The following is a 25,906-nucleotide window of genomic DNA, read 5'->3' on the forward strand; positions in this document are numbered from 1 at the left end:
ACAAAAAATTACATGATTAATCACACTTTATTGAAATATTTTTCATGTGAATTGATTAACAATAGAGGGTAAAGAGAAAATGGAAATATAAAATGATATCAGTTATATAATTTGTCAGCAACTACTGAAAACTATTTTAATAAAAAAGCTGAGAGAATTGATCATTCCCTCAGCCCGTAAATTTTAAAACCCCTAAGATTATCTTCAAAAAGAATAAGATTTATTTCCCAAGTACAAATACAGCAGGAATTTTATGAAGCTCCGGCTTTTGTTTCTGCCAGTCTTTTATGGTTTTTGTTTTAATAAATTCTTGTTCCGGATCGTTGATATTGGCAGCAATACAAAGCTTTGTATTCGGTGATAAAAACTTACACAAATCTTCAAATAGCTGGTTATTCCGGTAAGGTGTTTCCATGAAAATCTGTGAATACCCGGTTTTCTGAACAAGACTTTCAAGATTCATGATCTGCTTCTTCTTTTCTCCCTTATCAATAGGAAGGTAACCGTGGAATGTGAATTCCTGCCCATTAAAACCACTGGAAATCAAAGCAAGAATAATGGATGAAGGCCCCGAAATCGGGATTACTCTGATGTTTTTCTCATGACACCATTTCACCATCAGATTTCCCGGGTCTGCAATACATGGCAATCCTGCTTCAGACAGCAATCCGAAGTCCTGTCCTTTCAGCATGAGCTCCTGAGCTTCCTTGATATCTGCATTTTCTGTGTATTTATCCAATAGAAACAACTTCAGATCAGCCTGTTTTTTTTCGGGAGCAAAGAATTTAACAACTTTCCGGGCTGTTTTTTCATTTTCCACAAAGAAATAATCTGTCTGCATAATATAATCTTTCAGAACAGGAGAAAAGTGGTTGATAGAAGTATTTTCTGATAAATAAGCAGGGAGTAAAAAAAGCATTGTATTATTTTTTAATTCTTTTTAAGTGAAAGTGGTGGAAATATTTTGCATGTTCATGCTCATTATTTTGATAATTGATTTTTGATAGCTTCACACCCTTTATCCAAAATCTGGAAAACCTTTTCAAAATCGTTCATATCGCCCCAATAAGGATCAGGAACTTCCGCGTTTTTATGATCTCCCAATACTTCGAGAAATAATGATACTTTCTGGCGTTCTTCTTCATTTTTGGTTTTAGAAACTACATCTGCCAATATATCAATATCCATACAGTAGATCTTATCGAAGGTCTCAAAGTCTTTTCTGGTGATGGGTCTTGATCTTTGTTTTGATATATCAATATCGTGATTGGCAGCAGTTGTAATAGCTCTTTTATCAGGATGTTCGCCTTCATGCATTGAAATAGTTCCGGCAGAATCCACCATATAATGATCCGGTAGTTTTGTTTTCATAATTCCTTCTGCCAGCGGGCTTCTGCATATATTTCCCAGACAAACCATTAAAATTTTCATATCTGTTTTTTAAAAAAGTCTTTTGCTACGACAAAACTAAATAAAAAATGAAGAATAAAACTATCCTTCATTTTAATTTATGTAAACTAACCTTATTTACTGCTTGATTCTTTCAGTAAGGTCTTTTACGTATTTCTTGATTTCTTTATCAATTTTAGAAACGTCTTTGATGGTGTCACAGGCATACATTACTGTAGAGTGATCTTTTCCGCCCATTTCCTCACCAATTTTAGTAAATGTAGAATTGGTAAATTCTTTGGAGAAGTACATCGCAAGCTGTCTTGGTAATGCAATCTCTCTTTTTCTTGTTTTGGAAAGCAGCTGCTCTTTTTTGATTCCAAAATAATCACAAACCACTTCCTGAATGTAAGGAATATTGATCACCTTCTTCTGGTTCGCTGCAATTCTGTTGATGGTTTCCTTAAGCAGCTCAAGACTAAGGTCTCTCTTATATACTGTAGAATAAGCGATCACTGAGTTGATAACCCCGATCAGTTCTCTTACATTTGTTTTGGCTTCAGCAGCAAGGAAATCAAGCATATCTCCCGGAAGAACAATTCCGTCTCTGCTCAGTTTATCTTCAATGATCTGTCTTCTTGTAGATAGATCCGGAGATTTGATTTCTGCAGAAAGCCCCCATTTGAAACGGGAAACAATTCTGTCCTGGATATCCATAATATCTGCAGGCGCTTTATCTGAAGTAAGGATAATTTGTTTTCCATTCTGATGCAGGTGATCAAAAATGTGGAAGAAACTGTCCTGTGTAGCCGATTTTCCAGATAAGAACTGAATATCATCAATAATCAGTACATCTACCATTTGGTAGAAGTTCGCAAATTCAGTCTGCTTATGAGCCTTAGCCGCAGAGATAAACTGCTGGATAAACTTTTCAGAAGACAGATAAAGAACTACTTTATCAGGAAACTGATTTTTTACTTCAAGACCAACAGCCTGTCCCAGGTGGGTTTTACCAACTCCATAACCTCCATATAAAAATAATGGGTTGAAAGCTGTTGCTCCAGGTCTTTTGGCAATGGATCTGGCAACAGTGGCTGCAAATTTATTGCTTTCTCCTTCTACATAACTATCAAACGAATAGTCAGGCTTCAGGTTAGAATCTATATTTACTTTTCTAATTCCAGGAACGACAAACGGGTTTACAATATTAGCAGAAAAACCTTGCGGCATTGTTTCCTGTGTTTTCGGAGTAGGAACGCTTTGTCCCTTGATGTTCATGGTAACAGGCTTCTCTTCACCTTTTGGTCTGTTTTCCATCACAGAATACCATAATTTCACTCCTTTTCCAATATTTTTCTTCAGGGCAGCAGAAAGTAGGGACAGGTAATTGTCCTCTATATATTCCTTGTAAAAATCGCTCGGTACGATCAGCGTAAGGTTGTTGGCCACCAACGAAAGCGGCTGAACCTTATCGAATAGCATATCGAAAGATTTTTCAAGTTTTTTAAGGTCAGAATTGTCTTCAGCAGCGTTCAGGTTATCGCGCATAAACTGAAGGCATTTCTGCCATATCATCATTAAATTGTCATCCATTTTTTAAGCCCCGATTATTCTTTGTTTGTACTGTGTTTAGAAGGAAGACAAAGGTCCAATATTTTCTTTTCAAAAAAAAATATTGCAGGTATTGATTATTTAAAAATATATTTGTATGTATAATTTAACACGTAAAATGATACACACAACACACTCAATACGAGTACGTTACGCAGAAACAGACCCAATGAAATATGTCTACTATGGAAACTATGCAACGTACTTCGAAGTAGCGAGAGTTGAACTCTTCAGAAGCATAGGAATTTCATACGATGAAATTGAAAACCAAGGAATTTGGCTGCCGGTTTCAGACTACAACATTAAATATATCCGACCAGCTTTGTATGATCAAAAATTGGAAATTCATACTTATGTTAAAAAAACTCCAGGGGTAAGAATTGAATTTGAATATGAAATTTATAATGAAGAGCATATTAAAATAACAGAAGCCTCTACTACTCTATTCTTTCTCGATGCAAAAACCAACAAAGTAATCAGATGTCCGGATTTTCTCATGGAACTGATTGAGAAGAACTGGAAAGCATAGATGACAGATAGGAGGTTTTAGGTTGCAGGCAACAGGTAGCAGGAATTAGGAGATATCCAACAAGATATTGGAGGAAGCTTATAAAGGTGAATGGTGAATTTTCAATAGAGTTAAAATATCTATCTCAAATTATCCGGTCACAAAATAAACCCGCAACTCGTAACTCGTAACTCGTAAGTCGTAACTCGCAACTAAAAACATTAAACTTTAAACTCTAAACTTTAAACTCTACACCCTCTCTATTTATGAATTAATTCGCACCTTTGTACCTTTATTTTAATCATCCCTTATATATTATATTATGAAGATTGCATTTTTGGGACCTCATGCCAGTTTCACACAGCTTGCTGCAGCACAGCTTTTCCCTGATGACGAAATAATACCGCAAGCCAGCATTCTGGATTGTTTTAATGCCGTTGAAAATGGAGAAGCAGTAAAAGCAGTAGTCCCTCTGGAAAACTCTATTGAAGGAACCGTATCTATGACACTGGATTATTTATATAAGACTCCGTCTGTTAAGATTGAAGCAGAAGCCGTAATGCCTATTGCCCACCATCTGATGATTCATCCGGAGAATTCTGTTGAGAATATTGAAAGAATATATTCGCATCCGCAAGCCCTTGCACAGAGCTTTCATTTCCTGGATACTCATTATAAAGAAATTCCCAAACAGGACTTTTCCTCAACTGCAGCCGCTGCCAAGTTTGTATCTGAGAATCCGGGCACTCCTATTGCTGCGGTAGCCAATCAGTTTGCAGCCAATTTATATGGTTTGAAAATAGTGAATCGTAATATTCAGGATTTTGAACAGAATCATACCCGGTTTATCATCATTTCTAAAGAGCAGAATAAATACCAAAATGACAAACTGGAAACACTGGGAGAAAAATCAGGAATGCTGATCACTCTTCCGGAAGATCATCCCGGTGGATTGCATCAGGTATTATCCGTTTTTGCATGGAGAAAAATGAATCTCAGCAAGATTGAATCCAGAACATTAAAAACAGGACTGGGGAACTATTTCTTCTTTATCAATGTTGAAGGGCCATGGAAAGAAGTCTTACATGAAAATGCCCTGCAAGAACTTGAATCAATCAATGCAAATGTAGATTTTCTCGGGAATTACAAAGAATTCCTGCTGGAAAGCTAAAAAAAGACAATAAAATCTATAAAAAACACTGCTATTAAGCAGTGTTTTTTTATTTATAGGATAAAAATCACAAAATTCAAAAACTTTAACAATACATTAGTTTGAGACAATACCTTCTGTTTAATTAAAAAAATAACCCACACAATGGAGAGAATTATTTTTTAACAAAATACTGACAAACAGCACTTTAAAGCAAAAACACATATAATAAGTCGTAATTAGATTATGCAAAAATATTAACTAAAATATAAACATATGTTTAAGGATATTATATCATATTAACGTTAAAAATAAAAATATCACAATGCGGAGTATAATTTTTATTGTATATTTGCTTAGCAACTAATTAAAATCTTGATCATGAAAACTAAACTTTACAGCTTATTGTTAGCATGCGCTTCATTACCTATATTTAGTCAAGTAGGTATCAATACGGCAAATCCATCTGCGACTTTAGATGTTAACGGGACACTGAAAGTTCGTGACACTCCCGCCGCTACAGCACTACCCGGATATCAAATTTTAGCAGTTAACCAGGGAACCACACAAGTGTTCTCGGTAGACCCGTCATTATTAACCGCAGCTGCAGGAACCAACACTTCTGTATATTCTGCAAAAAAAACAACAGGTATAACCCTTCTGAATTTAGGAGTTTTACCATCTGATTTCCAACCTGTCAGTTTTGTACAAGCCGACAGAACTATAGGAAGTGCAGCTTTGTTTACAAATGCTGACGGTTCTTATAATATTCCATCCACTGGAGTATATGCGGTTGGATTCGCGTTCAGATATGGAACAGGATTACAGGCTTCATTACTATCAGGAACTCCAGGTATCGCCATTGCAAGAACCAGATCGGCAGTAACCACTTTGATAGACACACGTCCATTCAGCGGTATTAATCTTGCACTAGCAGTTAACCTGACACTTTCCGATTCCAGCATTAACACTTTATATTCATTTCAGGCAGGTGACAAAATATCTTTTGGACTTGTAGATTCCGGTGTTATCACAGCAGGATTATTAGGATCCAGTATTGCATCATTCTACGTTTACAAAGTATCAAACTAGTAAAAACATATTGTTAGTTATCTATACCATTTAACCCATCGCTTATACCGCGATGGGTTAATTTTTTAAATAGCATATAAAACATTTCTTTATATTTGGTAAAAACTAATGAAATGAATGAATTTGTTGCGGCCATCATCTTTATCATTATCTTCATCATTTTCAATAATCTGAATACCAAAATCAGAAAGTTGGAAAAGGAAATTTCGGATCTTAACTATAAAATCAATAATACTCTTCCAACCCAGACTGAAGTAATTCATGAGAAAACCTCAGCGGATGAGACATTCATTCCACAACAAGAACAAGTTCATTATGAAAACATAAAACATGAAAATGAAATTAAAGAGAACCCAACACCAGATCAAAAAGACTGGCTTACTCCTGTTTCTGATTTTTTAAAACAAAATGCACTTACCATCATTGGTATTTTCACCCTTGTTCTGGGAATTGGTTATTTTGTAAAATACGCGATTGATAAAAACTGGATTGGAGAAGCAGCAAGAGCAGGAATCGGTTTTTGTACCGGGGCAGGAATCATTGTAACCGGACATTTTCTCAGAAAAAATTACCAGGCTTTTTCTTCTATTATCACCGGGGGCGGAATAGCAGTCTTATATTTCACAGCCACCATTGCTTTCCGTGAATACCATCTGTTCACCCAAAATACAGCTTTTATCATAACGGCACTGATTACTGCAGCCTCTATTATCTTATCCTATTATTATAAAAGTGAAGTACTGATTATCTTTTCATTGATAGGAGGTTTTGCAGCTCCTCTGATGATCAGCACAGGACAAAGCAACTACCTTTTCCTTTTTATTTATATTACTCTTTTAAATACAGGAATGCTGGCTGCCTCTTTTCTGCAGCACTGGAAAAGCGTGGGCTGGACAGCTTATATATTTACAACAGGGTATCTTTTCTTTTGGACCAATGAAAGCCCTGAACTTTTAAGCATTACTTTCTATCTGATCAGTTATGTGATTTTTTACATCTTTGCATTGCATGATTATTTAAGAAGAAATATACTTTCAACCTCTGATATCGCGATTCTTGCTCTTGCCAACTTCTCAAGTATCCTTGGACTGCTTTACATTTTTGATACCCTAAAATATGAACCGCCAATTATTTTCCCTCTTATTTTTGCTGCTGTGAACGCCGTTCTTCTGTTCAGAGAATTTACACGCAGGAACTTTGGAATCGCCTATTCTGTATTCGCAGGGCTGGTTACCAGTCTTATAACCGTTGCGGTTGCTATTCAGTTTAAAACCCATCTTATCACCAGCATTTGGGCAATAGAAACAACTCTGCTTCTTTTCATCTGGAAAAAAACAGGCCATAAGGTTTTCAAAATCTTCTTTTATATCCTGTTTCCATTGGTGATGATTGCCCAGCTTATAACCTGGACGGCCTATTTCGGAACAAAAGATTTCAATATCATATTGAATACTCCGTTTATCACCAGTTCGTTTACCATTATTTCCATAATCCTCAATTTGTATTTGTTAAGAAATCGCTCCAAAGACTCCAATGGAAAAGATTATACCTTTTTTGAAGATCTTATTACTGTGGTCAGCTATGGAGTTATCTATATTACTTTTCTTCTTGAGATTACATACCATATTTCCAAAATGCCATGGTCCGCAATTTTCAGCACAGGACTCTTGTTCAGTATTTATTATATTTTTGTTTTATTACTTTTCAGAAAACTACTGAACATCAGAAGCGACATTCAAAACGTACTGATTTATCTGCTTTTTTTCCTGATCATTAGTAACACATCTGCTGCTGCATTTCCGGTTGTGTCTGACATTATAACAAAAAAACTCCATGTAAGTTTTTATTTCCTGCACCTGCTTCAATGGATTCCTTTTATATATGTAGGATATAGAATTATTCCATCTTCGGAATTTCATAAGCAGCGGATTTCTTACTGGATGCTGTCTTTGGCACTTATCATCTCTGTAAGTTGTGAACTTCACCATTCTTATATTTTAATCACCTCAAATGATCTTCCTCACTCCCATAAGGCAAGTGAACACTTTAATATTCTTTATCTTCCTGTTGTATGGGCAATTCTTGCCAGCATATTTATTTATACCGGTTTGAAAAAGAATATTCAGGAATATAATAAGATCGGTTTTGCATTGATAGGCCTGATGATCGTAAAACTATATGGCTACGACGTATGGCAGATGGATAACATCTCAAGAATAAGTGCCTTTATTGCTCTCGGGATTATTTTACTCTTAAGTTCTTTCACCTTCCAGCGTCTGAAAAATATGATCAGAAATATGGTGGATAAAAAAGACGAAACGAAAGACAGCACAGACTGATAATCTGCGTAAAAGTTTTTATTTCTAAATAATATTTAAAACATTTCTAGATTTTATTCAAATTTTATAAAAAATAACTATATTTATCACGTTTTTAACAGTTACATATTCTGATCATGAAAAAATTACTCTACTCTTTTTTAATCTTATCCTCTGCTACTTTATGGGCCCAGCAAAAAAATCCTGCGGTAAAGTTTGCAGTGGCTGACAACGCCATTGGGACAGTAGAATTATTCAATGCCAAAAAGAATGTTTTACAGGTTTCAAAAGTATACAATACTTCAGCGGGTCTTCCCCAAAACTTAAAAAAATACAGTTCTGTTTTTACAAAAGGCGTAACTGAATATAAATTCAAAAACGGAGAAAACGTACTTGACAGAATGGCGTTATCCAATATGAATACTCAATACAATATTCCGGCAGATAATCCTGTATTTATTGAAGGATATGAATTTACGGATACCAGCACGATGATCTATCCTGAGATCAAGAAAAAAGCTGAAACAAAAGATTACAACGGTAAGAAAACATTGTTTATTTACACTACCGAATAATTTGATTTTTTGAAACATTAAGATCGTATTAAGCTGTTAAGATTATTAAGATAAGCTTTGCTTTAACTTAAAATCAGCATGTTTTATCTTAACTATACTTTAATTCTTCAGTCTCCTTAATGGTTTAAAAATATTTACCACCATTTTCACTTTATAATAGCTGAAATGTTATAGGTTAAAAAAACCGATTTAATATAAAAAGGATGCCGTTTTTTCAGCATCCTTTTTCAATTCTAATATTTATTATTCCATTTTTTCTTGAGCTCTTCATAGATTTTCTTCTCAGTAGAGTTATTTCCCGGCTCATATAGTTTCACATTTCGGATTTCTTCCGGAAGAAAATCCTGTTCTACAAAGTTTCCTTCATAGGAATGAGCGTACTTGTATTCTTTTCCATAATCCAGGTCTTTCATCAGTTTGGTAGGAGCATTTCTCAAATGAAGGGGAACAGGCAGGTTTCCCGTCTGTTTTACCAAAGCCAGAGCCTCATTGATGGCCATATACGCAGAATTGCTTTTAGGGGAAACCGCAAGATACACCGCTGTTTCGCTCAAGATAATCCTTGCCTCAGGATTACCGATCACATTGATCGCCTGAAAACAATTATTGGCAACCACCAAAGCATTGGGATTTGCCAGGCCTACGTCTTCAGCAGCCAGAATAAGCATTCTCCTTGCGATAAACTTAATATCTTCTCCTCCCGCAATCATTCTCGCCAGCCAATATACCGCACCATTCGGATCTCCTCCACGCATCGACTTGATAAAGGCTGAGATGATATCGTAATGCTGCTCGCCGTTCTTATCGTAAAGAGCTATCGTCTCCTGAAGAACTTCCAGCACATCAGAATTAATAATTTCCGTTGTATCCGAATTTTTATATTGATTCAAAACCAATTCTACGGAATTGATCAGTTTTCTGGCGTCACCACCGGAGTATTGAATAAAAGCTTCTTTTTCAAGGATTTTAAAATCTGTTCCTTCATCTTTATTATATCGTTCGGAAGCAATATCTATTAATTCTTCCAGCTTTTCATAGCTCAAAGCTTTTAAAATATAAACCTGACTTCTTGAAAGCAAAGCCGAAACCACTTCAAAGCTTGGATTCTCGGTAGTGGCTCCAATCAAAACAATCCAGCCTTTTTCTACTGCATGTAATAATGAATCCTGCTGCGACTTATTGAACCTGTGAATCTCATCAATAAATAAGATCGGTGATTTTCCGGAGAACAGATTCTGTTTTTTTGCATCTTCAATCACATCACGCACGTCTTTCACGCCGGAAGAAACTGCAGAAAGCTTATAAAACTTCCTCCCCGACTGTTCTGAGATAATTTCAGCCAGCGTTGTTTTCCCAGTTCCCGGAGGTCCCCATAAAATCAGCGAATTCAAGGTATTGTTTTCAATCATTTTTCTGATTGTTCCTTTATCGCCGGTAAGGTGCTCCTGTCCCAATACATCGTTCAGGGTTTTAGGTCTTAATTTTTCAGCTAATGGAATATTTTGATTCAAAGTAATTCTTTTTTTAAGATCAATGTCCGGATTTCTGATCTCCGAAACTTATAACAAATTTAAACTAATTTTCATTTTTTTACCCTATTTTTGCATTGTTTTGAAACTTACATTCAATAAAATCATTACATTTCCGCTGGTAATTTTGATCAAATTTTACCAATGGTTCATCTCGCCCTTACTTCCCAAAAACTGCCGCTACGAACCTACCTGTTCCCACTATATGATTGAGTCGCTTCAGGTACATGGTGTTTTTAAAGGTTTCTGGCTGGGATTTAAAAGAATTTTAAGATGCCACCCATGGGGAGGAAGCGGCTATGACCCTGTTCCACCCAAACATAAATGTCAATAATCAAACTATCAAATCAATAGAAAAATGAATACACTCTTTTTCAGAATTTATCTTGTGCTGTTTGCGTTCACAACGCAGCTTCTTTTCGCACAGGAATACCCTGGAGGTTTATCTGACGGAAATTTAGATATCAATGGAAGCAATGTTCCTGTAAAAATCTATTCTACTACAGAGATGGGAGACCTTACGGCTTTTCCGGACAGAGAATCAGACAAGAACCAGTCTTTTGTTGTCATCCTTAATGAATCTAATTTTGAACCTGCCTATTATAATTATGGAGCTTCCACTTTAGCAAAGTACAAGGATTCAAACTATCAGTTTTTCGATAAAAACTTCAAACTGATTGACACTGGTGTTACCAAAGAAAATATCACCACTTTCAAGTATGCGGTAAAATCTGTAAAACCCATCACTGATTCTGATAAAGTAGAACTTAAAACTTCATTTAAAATCTGGGATCCTTCAAAAGGTATTCATATTGGGTCATTTACCCTTCACTTTTATAGTTTGATGTTTGTTTTTGCCTTTGGTTTCGGATATATTTTAATGACAAGAATCTTTAAGATTGACAATGTCAACCAGAAATATCTTGAACCTCTGTTCACATGGACACTGATCGGGACAATTCTGGGAGCAAGATTAGGACACGTTATCTTTTATCAGCCGGAATTATTTAAAGAAGATTTCTGGAGCGTATTCTTACCGATAAGTACAAAAAACGGATTCAAATTCACTGGATTTTCAGGGCTGGCCAGCCATGGAGCGACGATTGCATTGATTTTCACCACCCTTTATTATTCATTTAAAATCATCAAAAAAAATCCGTTCTGGGTCTATGACAGATTGGGTATTGTGGTTGCTTTAGGTGGAGCATTTGTAAGAATGGGGAACTTTTTCAATTCTGAAATCGTTGGTAAACCAGCGGACCCGAATTCTCCGTTTGCTTTGCTTTTCCCGCAACAAAGCAGTGAGTATGGTCTTACTGTTCCACGTTATCCCAGCCAGTTATTTGAAGCCGTAGGATATGTTCTGCTATTCATTTTACTATGGATATTGTACAGAAAGACAGATAAAAAATATCAGCAAGGATGGTTATTCGGTCTCTTTTTCATCATTCTTTGGGCGATCAGATTCTTTGTGGAGTTCCTTAAAGAGCCACAAGGAGATGAGTTCATCCAGCTTGGCGGTCTGAATACAGGTCAGGTTCTTTCGATTCCTTTTATGATTGCAGGGGTTGTGATCATGATTGTTTCCAAGAAATTTAAGATTACTCAGGCAGAAAACGAGAAACCGGAATAAGCCACTTGAGCTGAAAAATAAAAAAGGCAAATTTGTAGAAATACAGATTTGCCTTTTTTACTATTTGAAATCATTGACTGTTTTGTCTATTCACCTTATTACAGATTCCTCTCCGACTTCCTGTTCAGTTCCTCAAAAACACATCCAAATGCATCAATGACATCAGTAGGAAGCATCGATTCTTTTGAATGTTTTTCTGAAGCTATATCGGCAGCTCTGCCATGCAGCCATACCCCAAGAATACAAGTTTCTTCTTCAGAATATTTCTGGGCCAGAAGCGAAGTAAGGATTCCTGTAAGAATATCTCCGCTTCCTCCTTTCGCAAGACCTGCGTTCCCGGTTATATTATAGAATACTTTTCCTTCCGGAGTAATAACTTGCGTATGATGATCTTTGAGTACAATATAAAGACCAAACTCTTTTGCTTTTTTCCTTGCCAGCTCAAGCCTTTTAAAGGAATTGTCTGTACTTCCGAAAAGTCTTTCAAACTCCTTCGGATGTGGAGTGATGATTGATTTTTTTGGAATAAGTTTAAGATTTTTCTGATCTTTTGAAATGATGTTCAATGCATCTGCATCAAGGACCAGTGGCTGTGAATGTTTTTTTAAGAAACTCAAAAAGCTTTTCTCAGTCGAGGAATGAGTACCCAAACCAGGACCTGCACCACAGGTAATATCTTTATCAATCTCCAAATTTGTGATAAACTGCTCCCCTCCTTTTATGAACATGGCCTCAGGACATAAAGTCTGCAAAATGTTATACCCGCACTCCGGTGCCAGTGTAAAGGTTAGCCCCGCACCTGTTTTTAAAGCTGATCGTGTTGCCAGCACTGCTGCTCCTATTTTTCCATAGCTACCTCCTATGATCACTGCCTTACCATAAGTGCCTTTATGAGAAAATTCCTGTCTCGGACTGAATATCTGGCCTACCAGCTGATCATCAATTACAGAATAATCAGAATCAGTAGCATCCGCATATATTTTACTTAAATCAATATCCAGCAGTATTACTTTTCCGGCATATTTTCCTGTTTCAGGATGAAGAAAAGTCCGCTTCCAGCATTGAAAAGTCAGGGTATAATCGGCTTTAAAAATACCAGAATCATTATCATCCATTTCATCTGCAGACAATCCGGAAGGGATATCGATGGATAATTTAATATTCCTTTTGCTGTTCAATTGCTCAACAAGCATTTTATATTCTCCTTCCAACGGTCTGGATAACCCTGTTCCGAAAAGAGCATCGATAATGATTGTTTTATCATCAAAATTATATTGTTCTTTAGGATCAAGTTTCCTGACTGAAATTCCGGATAAATCACGGAGTCTTTTCAGGTTAACAGAAGCATCCTCTGAAAATTTCCTTTTAGAATCACTTACAAATACATCAACATCAAACCCTTTCAGGTAAAGTAATCTTGCAACCGCTAATCCGTCTCCTCCATTATTTCCGTTACCGCAAAATACGGCTAGCTTTTTATGGTTCTTACAATGCTCCGAAATCCAATGTGCGACAGCCATTGAAGCTCTTTCCATCAGTTGAATGGAGGAAACCGGCTCTTGAGAAATTGTGAACTGATCCCAGCTGCGTATCTGTTCTGCAGTGAAAATTTTCATAGGTAAATCAAACTTTTAAGCAAATTACAAAAGATTTTTCATTATGATATCACCTCATTAATAAAAATAAAAAGTCATCATTAATGAATTAATGTATTGTTATAATGCTCAAATATTCATTAAAACTGTTAATAGGAAATCAGCATAAAATTCAATATTTTGGGAATAAAAAACTATTAAACGTAGTGTTTTTTACATTTTTTAATTATATTTTTGTGTATATACTAATTAAAAAAATATAAATTATGGGATTTGTCAAAGAATTTAAAGAGTTTGCCTTTAAAGGCAATGTTCTCGATCTTGCTGTCGGTGTGATCATTGGGGCAGCATTTGGTAAAATTGTTTCGTCTTTGGTAGAAGATGTTATCACACCTCTGATCTTAAATCCGGCATTGAAAGCAGCCGGCGCAGAAAACATTGCAAAACTTACATGGAATGGTGTTGCCTATGGAAATTTCCTTTCAGCAGTAATCAGCTTCCTTTGTATTGCGATGGTTCTTTTCTGGATCATCAAACTGGCTAATAAAGTGAACAAGAAAGATGCTCCTGCTCCTGCCGGACCTACAGAAGATCAAAAATTACTGATGGAGATCAGAGATTTGTTGAAAAGCAAAAATATCTAATCTGCAACCACAGTTTTTAAAATAAAAAAAGAGAGGCTGTCCAAAAAGGGCAGTCTTTTTTATGCGAGCCATTACTGTCCGATAAAAAGTATAAATACATTGAAAATATTAATATTTATGATATGAATTAACAGGTCGCTCCTCCGGAGCTTTATTTTATGGGGATTTCATTTTTCTACTAACAGTAGATCCCGACGGGATCAAATTTAGCTCCTATGGGAGCTGACTGTTAATAGAACGTATTTGTTTTAAAATTAGAGCTCCGGAGGAGCGACCTGTTAATTCTATTCAAATTTTATCGAACAAGAATGTTTTTTTATTTAAAATGTCAGACCTAAGGTTGATTCAAGACATTTATATGACTCTCAAACTCTTCAAAATTCTATCAACAAAAAATTGAGGCTGCCCAAACTTTTTGGACAACCCCTTTTGCTATATTATATCGTTTTCAGATTATTGAATCTGTAAGATACTTGAAATCTGCTCTGCCAGGGAAAGACCAATTCTATCCTGCGCTTCAAGCGTAGAAGCTCCCGTGTGAGGGGTAAGAGAGATTTTAGAATGAGTAAGGATTGCTTTAGAAGGTGTTGGCTCATTAATGAAAACATCTAATCCGGCAAATCTTACTTTACCTGAATCCAAAGCCTGAATCAAAGCTGTTTCATCAATGACTCCTCCTCTTGAACAGTTTACGATAGCCACTCCGTCTTTCATGATTTCAAATTCGTTCTTACCAATCATATAACCGTCTTTCTGAGCCGGAACGTGTAAAGTAATGAAGTCTGAATGTTTTAGTACTTCCTGAAGTGGTTCAGTCTCGATATCAACATTGATGAACTGATTGTTGTAAAACTTCACTTTGATGCTTGCTTTTCCTACATTATTATCAGCAGCTACTACTCTCATGCCAAGTCCTAAAGCGATTCTTGCCACTTCCTGTCCGATTCTTCCCATTCCTACAATACCAATGGTTTTTCCTCTTAATTCAATACCTGCAGCATATGCTTTTTTAAGGCTTCCAAATTCAGTATCACCCACCAGAGGCATTTTTCTGTTGGAATCCTGAAGGAATCTTGCTCCGGAAAACAAATGAGCAAAAACAAGTTCAGCCACTGATTCTGAAGAAGCAGAAGGCGTATTGATCACATGGATTCCTTTTTCTCTTGCATAGTCTACATCAATATTATCCATACCTACTCCACCTCTGCCAATAATGTCGATGGACGGACACCCGTCAATAATATCTTTTCTTACCTGGGTAGCACTTCTCACCAATAAGGTGCGGATTTTGTGCTCGTTAATATAATCTACTAAAAACTCCTGAGGAACTTTTGTAGTAATCACTTCAAAGCCTTTTTCTGTCAATGCATCTATTCCAGATTGATCAAGGCCGTCGTTTGCTAAAACTTTCATAAAATATCAAGTATATTAAAAAATGAAAGATTTAAAAATTAAAGGAACAGGTTCACATTTAATTTTTAAATCTTTGAATTATATTTTTATTCGCCGTCTTCTTTGAATACCTCAATGGTCACTTGCTTTTCAACCAAATCCGTAAATCTTCCTTTATATCTTGTAGCTCTTACCAGGTGGTTGTCTATCCAGTGATAATTTCCTCCTCTTGGTTTTCCGCAAAGCACGCTGTGATATTTGAAGCCATGCTTATCCAGCCAGTCGATCGTGATTTGTTTTAGATTTTCAGTTCTTGAAGTAAAAAAGCAGATCTGATGTCCTTCGTCATACCATCTGTTGATCGTTTCCAGTGCATCGGGGTATGGTTCGCAGGTAACCATTCTTTCCGGCTCTTCATTGGGAACGTCATCCGTAATGGTTCCGTCGATATCTATTAAGTAATTTTTTATTCCATCCTTTAGAATAGGACTAATGTGTTCAATGTATTCTAATTCCATTACTAAATATTAAAAAACAAAGTTAGCGTTTTTACAGGTATCAGACCTATCAATCTTCATTAATGTTAATATTTTACTATAAAAACTATTATTTAAAGAATAATATTAACATTTTACTCATCATTTCATCACATATGGTTAAAAATTTTCGTTTTGTATTTTACTTTTAAATAATAAAGTGAAGATTTGAAATAAAATCAATTAAAGAATTGAAAAATTCTCGTTACGCATTACCGGCTTCTCTGTCGTATCACATCCTTATTACAAAAAGTATGATGTTTATCTAAAAATTTCCAAAATACATTTATTACTCTTACATTTGTAGGAATGGAAGAATTTGTTGTTTTAGTAAATCCTGAAGATAAGGTTTTAGGGCTGATGGAAAAACAGCAGGCTCACATCAATGGCCTGTTACACCGTGCTTTTTCTGTATTTCTTTTCAATAGTAAAGGAGAAATGCTTCTTCAGAAAAGGGCTTCAGGAAAATATCATTCTCCTAACCAATGGACCAATGCTGTATGCTCGCATCCACGCCAAGGGGAAACTTATCAGGAAGGAGCTGTACGAAGAGTAAAAGAAGAATTGGGAATTGAAACAGAACTTTCAGAAAAATTCAATTTTATTTACAAGGCAGATGTTGGCGGCGGTCTTTGGGAACACGAGCTGGATCATGTATTTGTAGGAAACCATGAAGCTGATTTCCATCTGAATAAAGAAGAAGTGGAAGAAGTAAGATTCATTTCCATGGAAGATCTGGACAAAGAAATTTCCGAAAATCCTGAAAACTTTACAGAATGGTTTAAAATTATTCTGGAAGAATATAAACACCACTTTTAACGATGAAAAAAATATTTCTTTTTTCTGCTTTTTTGACAGGAAGTCTGTTTTTTGCCCAAAAGGCAGGTGTATTTGACACTCCTAATTACTCTATCAATGTTCCTGAAGGCTGGAAATCTACGAATGACAGTGAGATTATCAATATTTTTCCTACCAGCCAGATCGGTGCTATTACCATTTCGGAGTATCACGACCTTCCCCTTCCGAAAGAGGAGGTGAAAAAATTTATCCTTGCCCTTTATCACTCACATGACGAAGAGAAAAAAGTAAAAGAAAAAAAGAGCCAGAAAGGGTATACGGAATATTTCTATGAGCATTTCGATGAAAAAGAAAAGCTGTTCTGGGTAACCAAAGCTTTTCAAAAAGATAAAAACTTATATTTGGTTTCCATCAACTGTGGCCAGAAATTCTGGAACGGAAACTATATGACCCAATTCAATGAGACTTTTAACAGTTTTAAAATAAAGAAATAAAAATTAAATATGAAGAAAACAGCCTTGTACGACAAACATGTTTCTTTGGGAGCTAAGATCGTACCTTTCGCAGGTTTTGAAATGCCTGTTCAATATTCAGGGGTTACAGAAGAGCACTTTGCCGTAAGAGAAAAAGCAGGATTATTTGATGTTTCCCACATGGGACAGTTTTTCATCGAAGGGCCAGGCTCAAAAGATCTTTTGCAATATGTAACTACCAATAATGTAGATGCTCTTGAAAACGGAAAAGCTCAGTATTCTTGTCTTCCCAACGAAAACGGAGGAATTGTAGACGACCTTATCGTTTACAAAATGGAAGATGATAAATATTTTGTAGTAGTAAATGCCTCCAATATTGATAAAGACTGGAACCATATTTCAAAATACAATACTTTCGGTGCTAAAATGACCAATGCTTCTGATGAAATGTCTTTATTGGCAGTTCAGGGGCCTAAAGCTACTGAAATTCTTCAAAAACTTACGGAAGTAAACCTTTCAGAAATTCCTTACTACCACTTTACTGTAGGAAGTGTTGCAGGAGAAAATAATGTGATCATTTCAAACACAGGATATACAGGAAGCGGAGGTTTTGAAATTTATTTCAACAACGAAAGCGCTGAAAAACTTTGGGATGCTGTAATGGAAGCAGGTAAAGAAGAAGGAATCATTCCTTGCGGATTGGCTGCCAGAGATACTTTAAGATTAGAAAAAGGATTCTGCCTTTACGGAAATGATATCGATGATACCACTTCACCAATTGAAGCTGGTCTAGGATGGATCACTAAGTTTGATAAAGACTTCGTTTCTAAAGATGTTTTTGCCAAACAGAAAGAAGAAGGAGTTGGAAGAAAATTAGTTGGTTTTGAGTTAACAGACAAAGGAGTTCCGAGACACGATTATCCTGTAGTAGATGCTGAAGGAAATGTAATCGGAAAAGTAACTTCAGGAACACAGTCTCCAATGAAGAAAGTAGGTTTAGGTCTTGCTTATGTAGACAAACCATATTTCAAATTAGGATCTGAGATCTTTATTCAGGTAAGAAACAAGAACATTCCTGCAAAAGTGGTAAAAGCTCCTTTTGTATAATTGGAAAAAAATAGGAAAAAGAGAAGAGGCTGTGAAAATCACAGCCTCTTTTGGGTTTATACCAAACCTTATAGGTTTTAAAAACCTATAAGGTTTATTATTTGCAAAATTAGTTTCCAGTTAAATTTATTCATGTACGCCAAAGAACTTCTGCAGTTCTTCAACATTCTTTTTATCATTTCCTACAAAAATTTCCTTGTCAGTAATAAAAACAGGTCTTTTCAGGAAGGTATAATGATCCAGTAATAATTCTTTAAAATCTTTCTCGGTTAAAGATTTCACATCCAACCCTCTCAGTTTGATCTGGGTAGATTTTTTACTGAACAATGCCTCGTATGATTTTGTTTTTTTATGCATTTCCGCCAATTCTTCTTTCGTAATCGGCTCTTTTTTGATTTCGCGAAGTTCCCAGTCTGTAAGATCAAATTGGGCTAAAATTTTTCTGCAGGTATCACATGTATTGAGATAAAATACTTTCTTCATTACGGTTTCTAAATCTGTTATGGGTTAAAATTCTCTTTCATTGAAAGTTTCGTCTTTCAAAATTAGGATTTAATCTAAAACTTTGGAAATTATTAAATAACTTTATTCAAATTTTATAAGATGCAGAACAAGCCTATTACTTTTCAGTTTATTTCGGAGCCTTCGGATGTTAATTACGGAGGAAATGTACATGGAGGAAGTGTTATGAAATGGATTGACCAGGCCGGTTATGCATGTGCGACAACCTGGAGCGGCAATTATTCCGTTACGGTGTATGTGGGTGGAATCCGTTTTTATGATCCCATCAAAATCGGTGAAGTGGTAAAAGTAGATGCTCAGGTGATCTATACCGGAACTTCAAGCATGCATATCGCGATCAATGTCTTTTCCCGAAACCTGAAACAACCGAATTTTGAGAAAAAAACCCACTGCATTATTGTATTTGTTGCGGTAGACGAAAACGGAAAAAAGCTTCCTGTACCGAAATGGGTCCCGGAAACGGAGGAAGAAAAGCAGCAGGAAATGTATGCTAAACGCCTGATGGAGCTGAGAACGCAGATTGAAGATGAAATGAAACCGTTTTTGTAAGAGCGGGTTTCGGGATGCGAGAGTGCGAGGTTTAAGGTTTAAAGTTTTGGGGAAACCAGTAACAAAAAACGACCAATCACATGATATGAAAAGTATTTTCACCTTAATGGCATCGCTTATGATAGCATTGTGCCCCGCTCAGACACATCGGTTTATTTATGAAATGGAATATAAGATGGATTCTACCGAAACCACTTATGAAAAACTGAATATGATCCTGGACATCACCCCAAAAGAGGTGAAATTCTATGGAAGAAACCTGATTACAACGGATTCTTTAAATAAAAAATTCGGGATGAATAACAGTCATACGGATATGTCCGGACAGGTAGTGAAAAGAAAGATCAATTCTTTTGACAATGAGAATTTCATCAATATTAAAAACGGATATTACTCCTTTAAAACGACAGATAAAATAAACTGGATCATTTCGAATGAAACCAAGAAAGTAGAAAATTATACTTTACAAAAAGCCACTACCCGATTTGGAGGAAGAAACTGGACCGCCTGGTTCTGTAAAGATATTCCATTTAATGAAGGCCCGTTTAAACTCCGTGGATTACCGGGTTTAATTTTTGAACTTTACGATGCCAAAAAGAATTTCATTTATCACCTTATTAAAAGCCAGGAACTGCCGGAAGTCTATCCGACAGATAGTTTTGTTGAATCCAATTTCGGGAATAAAGCTATTCCCATCACTGAAAAGCAAAAATATAAACTCATCATGGAGTTTTATGATGATCCTTTTGCTTTTGAAAGAAATAATTTCAGCAAATCCAACAATGATCTTAAAATTAATATCAACGGAAAAGAAATCCGTAATGTTGATGAACTGAATACTCAAACTAAAAGCATACAGGAAGTTATTAGGAAATATAATAACCCGCTTGAGATTGATAAGGCAATGCATTATCCAAAATATTAAAACCATGGTTTAGTTTTAAGTTTAGGCTAAAGCCTGAGGAAAGTTAAAAATTTATTCAGGCGGGCTAAATCCCACCTCTATTGAATCCAGATATTTAAAGTATATCTTTTACCTTTTACCTTTTATCTTTTTATCATAATTCATATATTTGTACCATCAAAAGGAAATGGTGTTCTTCCTTACCCAACCGCTTTACAAAAGCTGATGACGCCTGATTAAAAGATTATTAACAAATAACTAATCAGGATTATTATGTCAAAAAGTCAAAGAACATTAGCGAAAAAAGCAATTTTCCATACTCATTTTTTCTTCAGAAAATTTCCGGCGCTCCCTTATATTTTAAAATGGCTGTCTATCAGTATCATTATTGGTGCTTTGGTAGGAACAGCTTCTGCAGGGTTTCTTCAATCTTTAGAATGGGCAACAAACTTCAGAGAAAATCACCTCTGGCTGATCGCCCTACTTCCTGTTGCAGGATTTCTGATAGGACTTCTCTATTATTACTTTGGGAAAGATGTAGAAGCAGGAAATAACCTGTTGATTGATACGATTCACGAACCCAAGGAAATCATTCCTTTTAAAATGGCACCTTTTGTTTATCTCGGAACGATTGTAACTCATTTTTTCGGAGGTTCTGCGGGCCGCGAAGGAACAGCACTTCAAATGGCGGGAGCTATCGCAGATCAGCTTACAAAACCTTTTAAGCTCGACCGAAATGATAGAAAAGTATTGATTATTTCAGCAATTGCTGCCGGATTTGGTTCTGTTTTCGGAACTCCACTGGCTGGAGCTGTTTTTGGTCTTGAGGTTTTTCTGATGGGAAAAATCCGTTACAACGCTATCTTTCCTGCATTTACATCCGCCATTCTGGCAGACTGGGCTACCAATCTCTGGAATGTAAAACATACTCATTATCACATTGATTTTATTCCTAAACTGGAATTTTTACCCATTCTTTACAGCATTCTGGCAGGTATTGCTTTTGGAATCTGTGCGGCTGCTTTCAGTAAAATCATTCATTGGATGGGTTCTCTTTTCAAATCAAAAATAAAATACCCTCCGCTTCGTCCAGTTGTTGGAGGAATCATTATAGCACTTGCTGTTTTTGCGATGGGAACAACCCGGTATATCGGATTGGGAGTTCCAGTAATTGTAGAATCTTTTGAAAAGCAGCTTCCGTTATATGATTTTGCTTTAAAAATGATTTTTACCATTGTGACGCTTTCGGCCGGATTCAAAGGTGGAGAAGTTACTCCTTTATTCTTTATCGGAGCTACATTGGGCAGTGCTTTATCACTTTTCATCCCATTACCGTTCGGATTATTGGCAGGAATGGGATTTGTAGCCGTATTTGCAGGTGCTACCAATACTCCTCTGGCCTGTATGCTGATGGGAATTGAATTATTCGGAGCAGAATGTGGTGTGTACGTGGCTATTGCCTGTGTTGTTTCTTACCTTCTTTCCGGTCATAACAGTATTTATACAAAACAAAAGATTGGAGAGGCAAAAAACAGAAGATTTGAAAGCCAGCAGGATAAGTCTGTTTCGGATTTTTTATAAGGGGTTCCGTGATTCGTGTTGCGGGTTACGAGATGCGAGATGCGAGGTCACAGTTATTTGTTTATTTTGTTGCTGGTTGCTAGTTAAAAGGTACGAGATTCGTGGTTATGAGATTTACATTAGGTTTATTTTGTTGTGGGATGCTGGTTTTTATTGGTTCTTGGTTATTCACTAAAAATCTTGAAACCCAAAATACCCAATCGCGTAACCAGAAATCCTTCAAACTTAAAACCACAAACCTGAAATCCCGAATCCCGAATCTCTCAAACCCTCATACTCCAAAACCCCGAAACTCGCAACACGCAACACGCATCTCATCGCCCAACCCTCCCACTCTCAAACTCTCAAACTCTCTTCACCATTTCCAACTATAATTCGTAATTTTACCCCATGTTCGATTACAGATTAAAAGTTTTCCATACGGTGGCTACCCGATTAAGTTTCACGAAGGCTTCAGAGGAGCTCCATATTTCCCAGCCGGCTGTTACTAAACATATTAAAGAAATTGAAACTCAGATAGGTGCTAAGCTTTTTGACCGTAAAGGAACTTCTATCCAACTGACTCAAAGCGGAAAAATCCTGTTTGAACATGCCGAAAAGATCAGAAACATCTACCGTGACATGGAGTTTGAGATCAGCCAGGTCAGTCAGCAGCATAAGGGAAAACTGATTATCGGGGCAAGTACAACCGTTGCACAGTATATTTTACCGGAAATTCTGGCCAAATTCAATTCGTATTATAAAGATATTAAGATTGAATTGCTGACAGGAAATACAGAAACAATCTCAACCCTTTTAAAAGAGGAGAAAATTGATCTGGGCATTATTGAAGGAGAATCACAGTCTTCTTATTTCGAGTATAAAACGTTTAAGCCCGATGAGATTGTACTGGCCGCAAAGTCAGATCATCCTCTTGCTCATAAAACTTTAAGTTTAAAAGATCTTTACCAACTGGATCTGATCTTCAGAGAGCAGGGCTCCGGAACACTGGAGTTTATCCAAAACAGGCTTAAAGAAAAGGAAATTAATATCCATGAATTGAATACCGTCATGCAGTTGGGAAGCAGTGAAAGTATCAAAAATTATCTTCTTCACTCAGAATGCGTGGCGTTTCTTTCCATCAGCACTATCCTGAATGAACTTAAAAACAACATCCTTACAGTGATTGATATTAAAAACTTCAGTATTGAAAGAGATTTTCATTTTATCCTGCCTAAAGGCGAACAATCTGAACTGATCAGGCTTTTTCTGAGATTTGCAGAATAAGCAATAAGCAACAAGCAAAGATATAACTTTTAGTTATCCAATATAACAAAATACGATTTACTTTGTAATACTATTTTCCGGAATTTTGGTGCAGATTTTAAAAGTTCGCATTATGAAAGATTTCATTCAAAATGAAATGACACGGAAAATATTTTTTATTGTTTTGGCTATATTATGCCTTACACCACTTATATCTTCTCCAATCGCTCTGGCTCTGGGTTTTTTCCTGGTTGTCTTTATAGGAAACCCTTTTGAAAAACACCTTCATCAATATATTCATTTGTTGCTGCAGATTTCAATAGTTGGTCTGGGATTCGGTCTTAAACTGGATGAAGCGCTTCACGCAGGAAAAACAGGACTGATGCTGACCGTTGTAAGTATTGCCACCGTTATGGTTTTAGGGTATTTTCTGGGAAAATTATTTAAACTGGAAAGGCCATTAGCTTATCTTCTTTCCGCTGGAACTGCTATTTGTGGCGGGAGTGCCATCGCCGCAGTATCTCCTATTATTAAACCAAGCACCAAACAGATTTCTCTTGCCCTGGCTATTGTTTTCACCCTTAATTCTATTGCATTATTCGTTTATCCTGCAATAGGGCATCTTCTGAATCTTTCTCAGGAACAGTTTGGACTTTGGTGTGCAGTAGGAATTCACGATACGAGTTCTGTAGTAGGTGCGGCCAGTAAATATGGGGATGAAGCTTTGAAAATAGCCACCACGGTGAAACTGGCTCGTGCTTTATGGATTATTCCTGTCTCACTGATTACGATGTTCATTTTTAAAAGCAAAGATTCCAAAATAAAGATTCCCTGGTTTATTGGTTATTTCATTGTAGCAATCCTTTTGAACACTTATTTCCCCTTTCTTGACCGTTTCAGCACTTCGATTACTGTTCTGGCAAAATCCGGTCTGAATCTGACTTTATTTTTGATTGGCTCTACCCTTTCTGTCCAAACGCTGAAATCGATCGGATTAAAACCTTTGGTTATGGCAATTATCCTGTGGGTAACGATAAGCATCGGCAGTCTGCTTTACATTATCCATTAAAAGCGCAGAACCCTTTTGAAATCAAAAGGGTTCTGCATATTAAATGTGGAAATGTTTATTTCTAATTGAAATAATTTTCTTTAGATTGCGGCTTCACCACAAGTATATACCTGCGGGCAACCGATATACTGTACACAATACCAAGGTCCGGTTACTGCTCCTGAGCAGCTGCATCCGCATAGTGATAAATCAGGGTTTCCACTTATTCCTCCGGTGATGTTTTTCAGATCCTGTTTTTTTAATTTTTTAGCGTTTTTCATAATGTTCATGAGATTTAGTTTGATTTAAAATATAGTTTTAGTTACCTTCCAAAGTTAAACAAATATTAAATATATGCAACAAAAATTATTGCAAAAATTAATAAATTGTTGATTATAACTTCATTATTATATTCAAAATAAGGAATAACTAAGTATTATTTTTTAAACAAGTTAATTATTCTGTAAATTCAAGGTCTCTGTCGTGGGTTTCAGAAATGGTAAGTGAAGAGTAAAATGCAAGCCCGAATACCACCACTCCTACTATGGCAGCACTTTCCACCACAGGGAAATGCCCTTTAAGGGAATCAAAAGCGAATATCATCACCGGTACCAGCCCTCTTACCATGTTAGGAACAGTTGTGGTTGCAGTATTTCTGATATTCGTTCCGAACTGTTCTGCTGCCAGTGTTACAAACATAGCCCAATATCCTGTTCCAAATCCCAGCCATACACAAAACAGATAATATTTTGTTTCTGTGTTGGTATTGCCGAATAACATAATTGCTACCCCGATCAGCGTAAAGATCAGCATATAAAAAATGGCCATTTTACGGGATTTTAAAGCATGAGAAATAAAACCGCTCAACAAGTCACCGACAGAAATACCTACATAAGCCCACATAATTGCTTTTCCGGGGTTGATATCTTTTATGCCCAATTCAGGGGCAAACTGATTGGCTAAAACAGCCAGAATCCCTATACAATACCATGTAGGTAATCCTACTGCAATACATTTCAAATACCTTATCAATCTGTCTTTATTAGTGAAAAAGGAGAGAAAATTTCCTTTTGATATGTTTTTATGCTCAAGATTCTTATAAATTCCGGATTCCGATACGCTTATTCTCAGTATCAATAACATGATTCCCATGATCCCGCCGATAATGTAAGAAATATTCCAGCCTCCAGCCAGTTCTACGGTAAGTTGGGCAACAACAGCACCCATTAATCCAAAACCTGCAACTACCGAGGTTCCGATCGCTCTTAGATTCTTCGGCAGGCTTTCAGAAACCAGTGTAATTCCTGCTCCAAGCTCTCCGGCAAGCCCAATGCCAGCGATAAACCTTAAACCGGCATATTGGTACACTAAATGCTCTTTCGGAAAATAAGGAAGAAAACCACAGGCAATATTGGCTAATGAATACACCAGAATAGACCCGAAGAGTACAGAAAGTCTCCCTTTTTTATCTCCGAAAATTCCCCAGAATACTCCTCCAATAAGAAGTCCTACCATCTGGCAGTTCAGTATAAAGGTTCCGTCCGCATCCGGATTCAGCCCCAATGCCTTTAAGCTGGGTATTCTGACAATTCCAAATAAAAGGAGATCATAAATGTCTACAAAATAGCCTAAGGCAGAAATAATAACGGGAATAGAGAAAATGTACTTCAGTTTTGAAGATAGGGACAGTTCTTGCATTTTTAAGTT

26 protein-coding genes and 1 riboswitch are annotated in these 25,906 nt (G+C 36.4%); of the genes, 16 read left to right on the forward strand and 10 right to left on the reverse strand.

Features of this window, described 5'->3' with window-relative positions; all coding sequences use genetic code 11:
• Positions 1-220: 220 nt before the first annotated feature.
• The 3 genes from DDF69_RS09275 to dnaA form a co-directional block, all read right to left on the reverse strand.
• On the reverse strand, positions 221-919 hold the full coding sequence (locus DDF69_RS09275; protein ID WP_114820547.1) for an SAM-dependent methyltransferase: 699 nt from the start codon (positions 917-919) through the stop codon (positions 221-223).
• 62 nt (positions 920-981) lie between these two features.
• Positions 982-1,431, reverse strand: coding sequence for a low molecular weight protein-tyrosine-phosphatase (locus DDF69_RS09280; RefSeq protein WP_114820548.1), 450 nt, complete (start codon positions 1,429-1,431; stop codon positions 982-984).
• A 96-nt stretch (positions 1,432-1,527) separates the two neighbouring features.
• Positions 1,528-2,982, reverse strand: a complete 1,455-nt coding sequence (dnaA, locus tag DDF69_RS09285; protein ID WP_002980474.1) for a chromosomal replication initiator protein DnaA — start codon at positions 2,980-2,982, stop codon at positions 1,528-1,530.
• Positions 2,983-3,118: 136 nt separating this feature from the next.
• Here dnaA and DDF69_RS09290 point away from each other — a divergent pair, with 136 nt between their 5' ends.
• The 5 genes from DDF69_RS09290 to DDF69_RS09310 all read left to right on the forward strand — a co-directional run bounded on the left by DDF69_RS09290 (position 3,119) and on the right by DDF69_RS09310 (position 8,643).
• Entirely contained in the window at positions 3,119-3,529 is a 411-nt protein-coding gene (locus DDF69_RS09290) for an acyl-CoA thioesterase (protein ID WP_114820549.1), read from the forward strand.
• Positions 3,530-3,830: 301 nt separating this feature from the next.
• Positions 3,831-4,679 (forward strand): prephenate dehydratase, encoded by an 849-nt coding sequence (gene pheA / locus DDF69_RS09295; protein WP_114820550.1) that lies wholly within the window; start codon positions 3,831-3,833, stop codon positions 4,677-4,679.
• Between the two features lie 360 nt (positions 4,680-5,039).
• Positions 5,040-5,750 (forward strand): hypothetical protein, encoded by a 711-nt coding sequence (locus DDF69_RS09300; protein WP_114820551.1) that lies wholly within the window; start codon positions 5,040-5,042, stop codon positions 5,748-5,750.
• Positions 5,751-5,863: 113 nt separating this feature from the next.
• Complete coding sequence (locus tag DDF69_RS09305; RefSeq protein WP_114820662.1) at positions 5,864-8,089, forward strand: DUF2339 domain-containing protein; 2,226 nt, start codon at positions 5,864-5,866, stop codon at positions 8,087-8,089.
• Between the two features lie 116 nt (positions 8,090-8,205).
• Positions 8,206-8,643, forward strand: a complete 438-nt coding sequence (locus DDF69_RS09310) for a hypothetical protein (protein WP_114820552.1) — start codon at positions 8,206-8,208, stop codon at positions 8,641-8,643.
• A 233-nt stretch (positions 8,644-8,876) separates the two neighbouring features.
• On the opposite strand, the gene DDF69_RS09315 is transcribed toward DDF69_RS09310, so the two are convergent.
• A complete protein-coding gene (locus DDF69_RS09315; RefSeq protein WP_114820553.1) occupies positions 8,877-10,154 on the reverse strand; it encodes a replication-associated recombination protein A in 1,278 nt (425 codons plus the stop codon).
• Between the two features lie 100 nt (positions 10,155-10,254).
• Here DDF69_RS09315 and yidD point away from each other — a divergent pair, with 100 nt between their 5' ends.
• Both yidD and lgt read left to right on the forward strand, forming a co-directional pair.
• Complete coding sequence (yidD, locus tag DDF69_RS09320) at positions 10,255-10,506, forward strand: membrane protein insertion efficiency factor YidD (RefSeq protein WP_034695943.1); 252 nt, start codon at positions 10,255-10,257, stop codon at positions 10,504-10,506.
• A gap of 450 nt (positions 10,507-10,956) precedes the next feature.
• Positions 10,957-11,805, forward strand: coding sequence for a prolipoprotein diacylglyceryl transferase (gene lgt, locus DDF69_RS09325; RefSeq protein ID WP_114820663.1), 849 nt, complete (start codon positions 10,957-10,959; stop codon positions 11,803-11,805).
• 98 nt (positions 11,806-11,903) lie between these two features.
• Here the strand turns inward: lgt and DDF69_RS09330 are convergent, their stop codons facing one another.
• A complete protein-coding gene (locus DDF69_RS09330) occupies positions 11,904-13,421 on the reverse strand; it encodes an NAD(P)H-hydrate dehydratase (RefSeq protein WP_114820554.1) in 1,518 nt (505 codons plus the stop codon).
• A gap of 245 nt (positions 13,422-13,666) precedes the next feature.
• Here DDF69_RS09330 and mscL point away from each other — a divergent pair, with 245 nt between their 5' ends.
• Positions 13,667-14,044, forward strand: coding sequence for a large conductance mechanosensitive channel protein MscL (mscL, locus tag DDF69_RS09335; protein ID WP_114820555.1), 378 nt, complete (start codon positions 13,667-13,669; stop codon positions 14,042-14,044).
• 453 nt (positions 14,045-14,497) lie between these two features.
• Here the strand turns inward: mscL and DDF69_RS09340 are convergent, their stop codons facing one another.
• Both DDF69_RS09340 and DDF69_RS09345 read right to left on the reverse strand, forming a co-directional pair.
• Positions 14,498-15,457, reverse strand: a complete 960-nt coding sequence (locus DDF69_RS09340; RefSeq protein ID WP_114820556.1) for a D-2-hydroxyacid dehydrogenase — start codon at positions 15,455-15,457, stop codon at positions 14,498-14,500.
• A gap of 86 nt (positions 15,458-15,543) precedes the next feature.
• Positions 15,544-15,954: a phosphoheptose isomerase gene (locus DDF69_RS09345; RefSeq protein WP_002980498.1), complete on the reverse strand. Its 411-nt coding sequence runs from the start codon at positions 15,952-15,954 to the stop codon at positions 15,544-15,546.
• A 327-nt stretch (positions 15,955-16,281) separates the two neighbouring features.
• Here DDF69_RS09345 and idi point away from each other — a divergent pair, with 327 nt between their 5' ends.
• Genes idi through gcvT form a run of 3 tightly spaced genes read left to right on the forward strand, consistent with a single transcriptional unit; the run spans position 16,282 to position 18,350 of the window.
• Positions 16,282-16,791, forward strand: coding sequence for an isopentenyl-diphosphate Delta-isomerase (gene idi, locus DDF69_RS09350; protein WP_114820557.1), 510 nt, complete (start codon positions 16,282-16,284; stop codon positions 16,789-16,791).
• A gap of 2 nt (positions 16,792-16,793) precedes the next feature.
• On the forward strand, positions 16,794-17,264 hold the full coding sequence (locus tag DDF69_RS09355; protein WP_114820558.1) for a hypothetical protein: 471 nt from the start codon (positions 16,794-16,796) through the stop codon (positions 17,262-17,264).
• A 9-nt stretch (positions 17,265-17,273) separates the two neighbouring features.
• The gene (gene gcvT, locus DDF69_RS09360; RefSeq protein WP_114820559.1) at positions 17,274-18,350 is read left to right on the forward strand and encodes a glycine cleavage system aminomethyltransferase GcvT; all 1,077 of its coding nucleotides are present in this window, start codon (positions 17,274-17,276) and stop codon (positions 18,348-18,350) included.
• Between the two features lie 126 nt (positions 18,351-18,476).
• On the opposite strand, the gene DDF69_RS09365 is transcribed toward gcvT, so the two are convergent.
• Positions 18,477-18,833, reverse strand: a complete 357-nt coding sequence (locus tag DDF69_RS09365) for an arsenate reductase family protein (protein ID WP_079241128.1) — start codon at positions 18,831-18,833, stop codon at positions 18,477-18,479.
• A 120-nt stretch (positions 18,834-18,953) separates the two neighbouring features.
• Here DDF69_RS09365 and DDF69_RS09370 point away from each other — a divergent pair, with 120 nt between their 5' ends.
• The 5 genes from DDF69_RS09370 (at position 18,954) to DDF69_RS09390 (ending at position 24,220) form a co-directional block, all read left to right on the forward strand.
• Entirely contained in the window at positions 18,954-19,421 is a 468-nt protein-coding gene (locus tag DDF69_RS09370; protein ID WP_114820560.1) for an acyl-CoA thioesterase, read from the forward strand.
• 85 nt (positions 19,422-19,506) lie between these two features.
• Entirely contained in the window at positions 19,507-20,346 is an 840-nt protein-coding gene (locus DDF69_RS09375) for a GLPGLI family protein (protein WP_114820561.1), read from the forward strand.
• Positions 20,347-20,499: 153 nt separating this feature from the next.
• Positions 20,500-20,567: riboswitch (Fluoride riboswitch) on the forward strand.
• Between the two features lie 31 nt (positions 20,568-20,598).
• Positions 20,599-21,906: a voltage-gated chloride channel family protein gene (locus DDF69_RS09380; RefSeq protein ID WP_185144332.1), complete on the forward strand. Its 1,308-nt coding sequence runs from the start codon at positions 20,599-20,601 to the stop codon at positions 21,904-21,906.
• A 390-nt stretch (positions 21,907-22,296) separates the two neighbouring features.
• Positions 22,297-23,172, forward strand: coding sequence for a LysR family transcriptional regulator (locus DDF69_RS09385; RefSeq protein ID WP_114820562.1), 876 nt, complete (start codon positions 22,297-22,299; stop codon positions 23,170-23,172).
• Positions 23,173-23,284: 112 nt separating this feature from the next.
• Positions 23,285-24,220: a YeiH family protein gene (locus tag DDF69_RS09390; protein WP_114820563.1), complete on the forward strand. Its 936-nt coding sequence runs from the start codon at positions 23,285-23,287 to the stop codon at positions 24,218-24,220.
• 80 nt (positions 24,221-24,300) lie between these two features.
• Here the strand turns inward: DDF69_RS09390 and DDF69_RS09395 are convergent, their stop codons facing one another.
• Complete coding sequence (locus tag DDF69_RS09395; RefSeq protein WP_114820564.1) at positions 24,301-24,489, reverse strand: hypothetical protein; 189 nt, start codon at positions 24,487-24,489, stop codon at positions 24,301-24,303.
• A gap of 166 nt (positions 24,490-24,655) precedes the next feature.
• Entirely contained in the window at positions 24,656-25,897 is a 1,242-nt protein-coding gene (locus tag DDF69_RS09400; protein WP_114820565.1) for an MFS transporter, read from the reverse strand.
• Between the last annotated feature and the right edge of the window lie 9 nt (positions 25,898-25,906).

Source organism: Chryseobacterium sp. KLBC 52 (genome assembly GCF_003347605.1).
Lineage (GTDB): Bacteria > Bacteroidota > Bacteroidia > Flavobacteriales > Weeksellaceae > Chryseobacterium.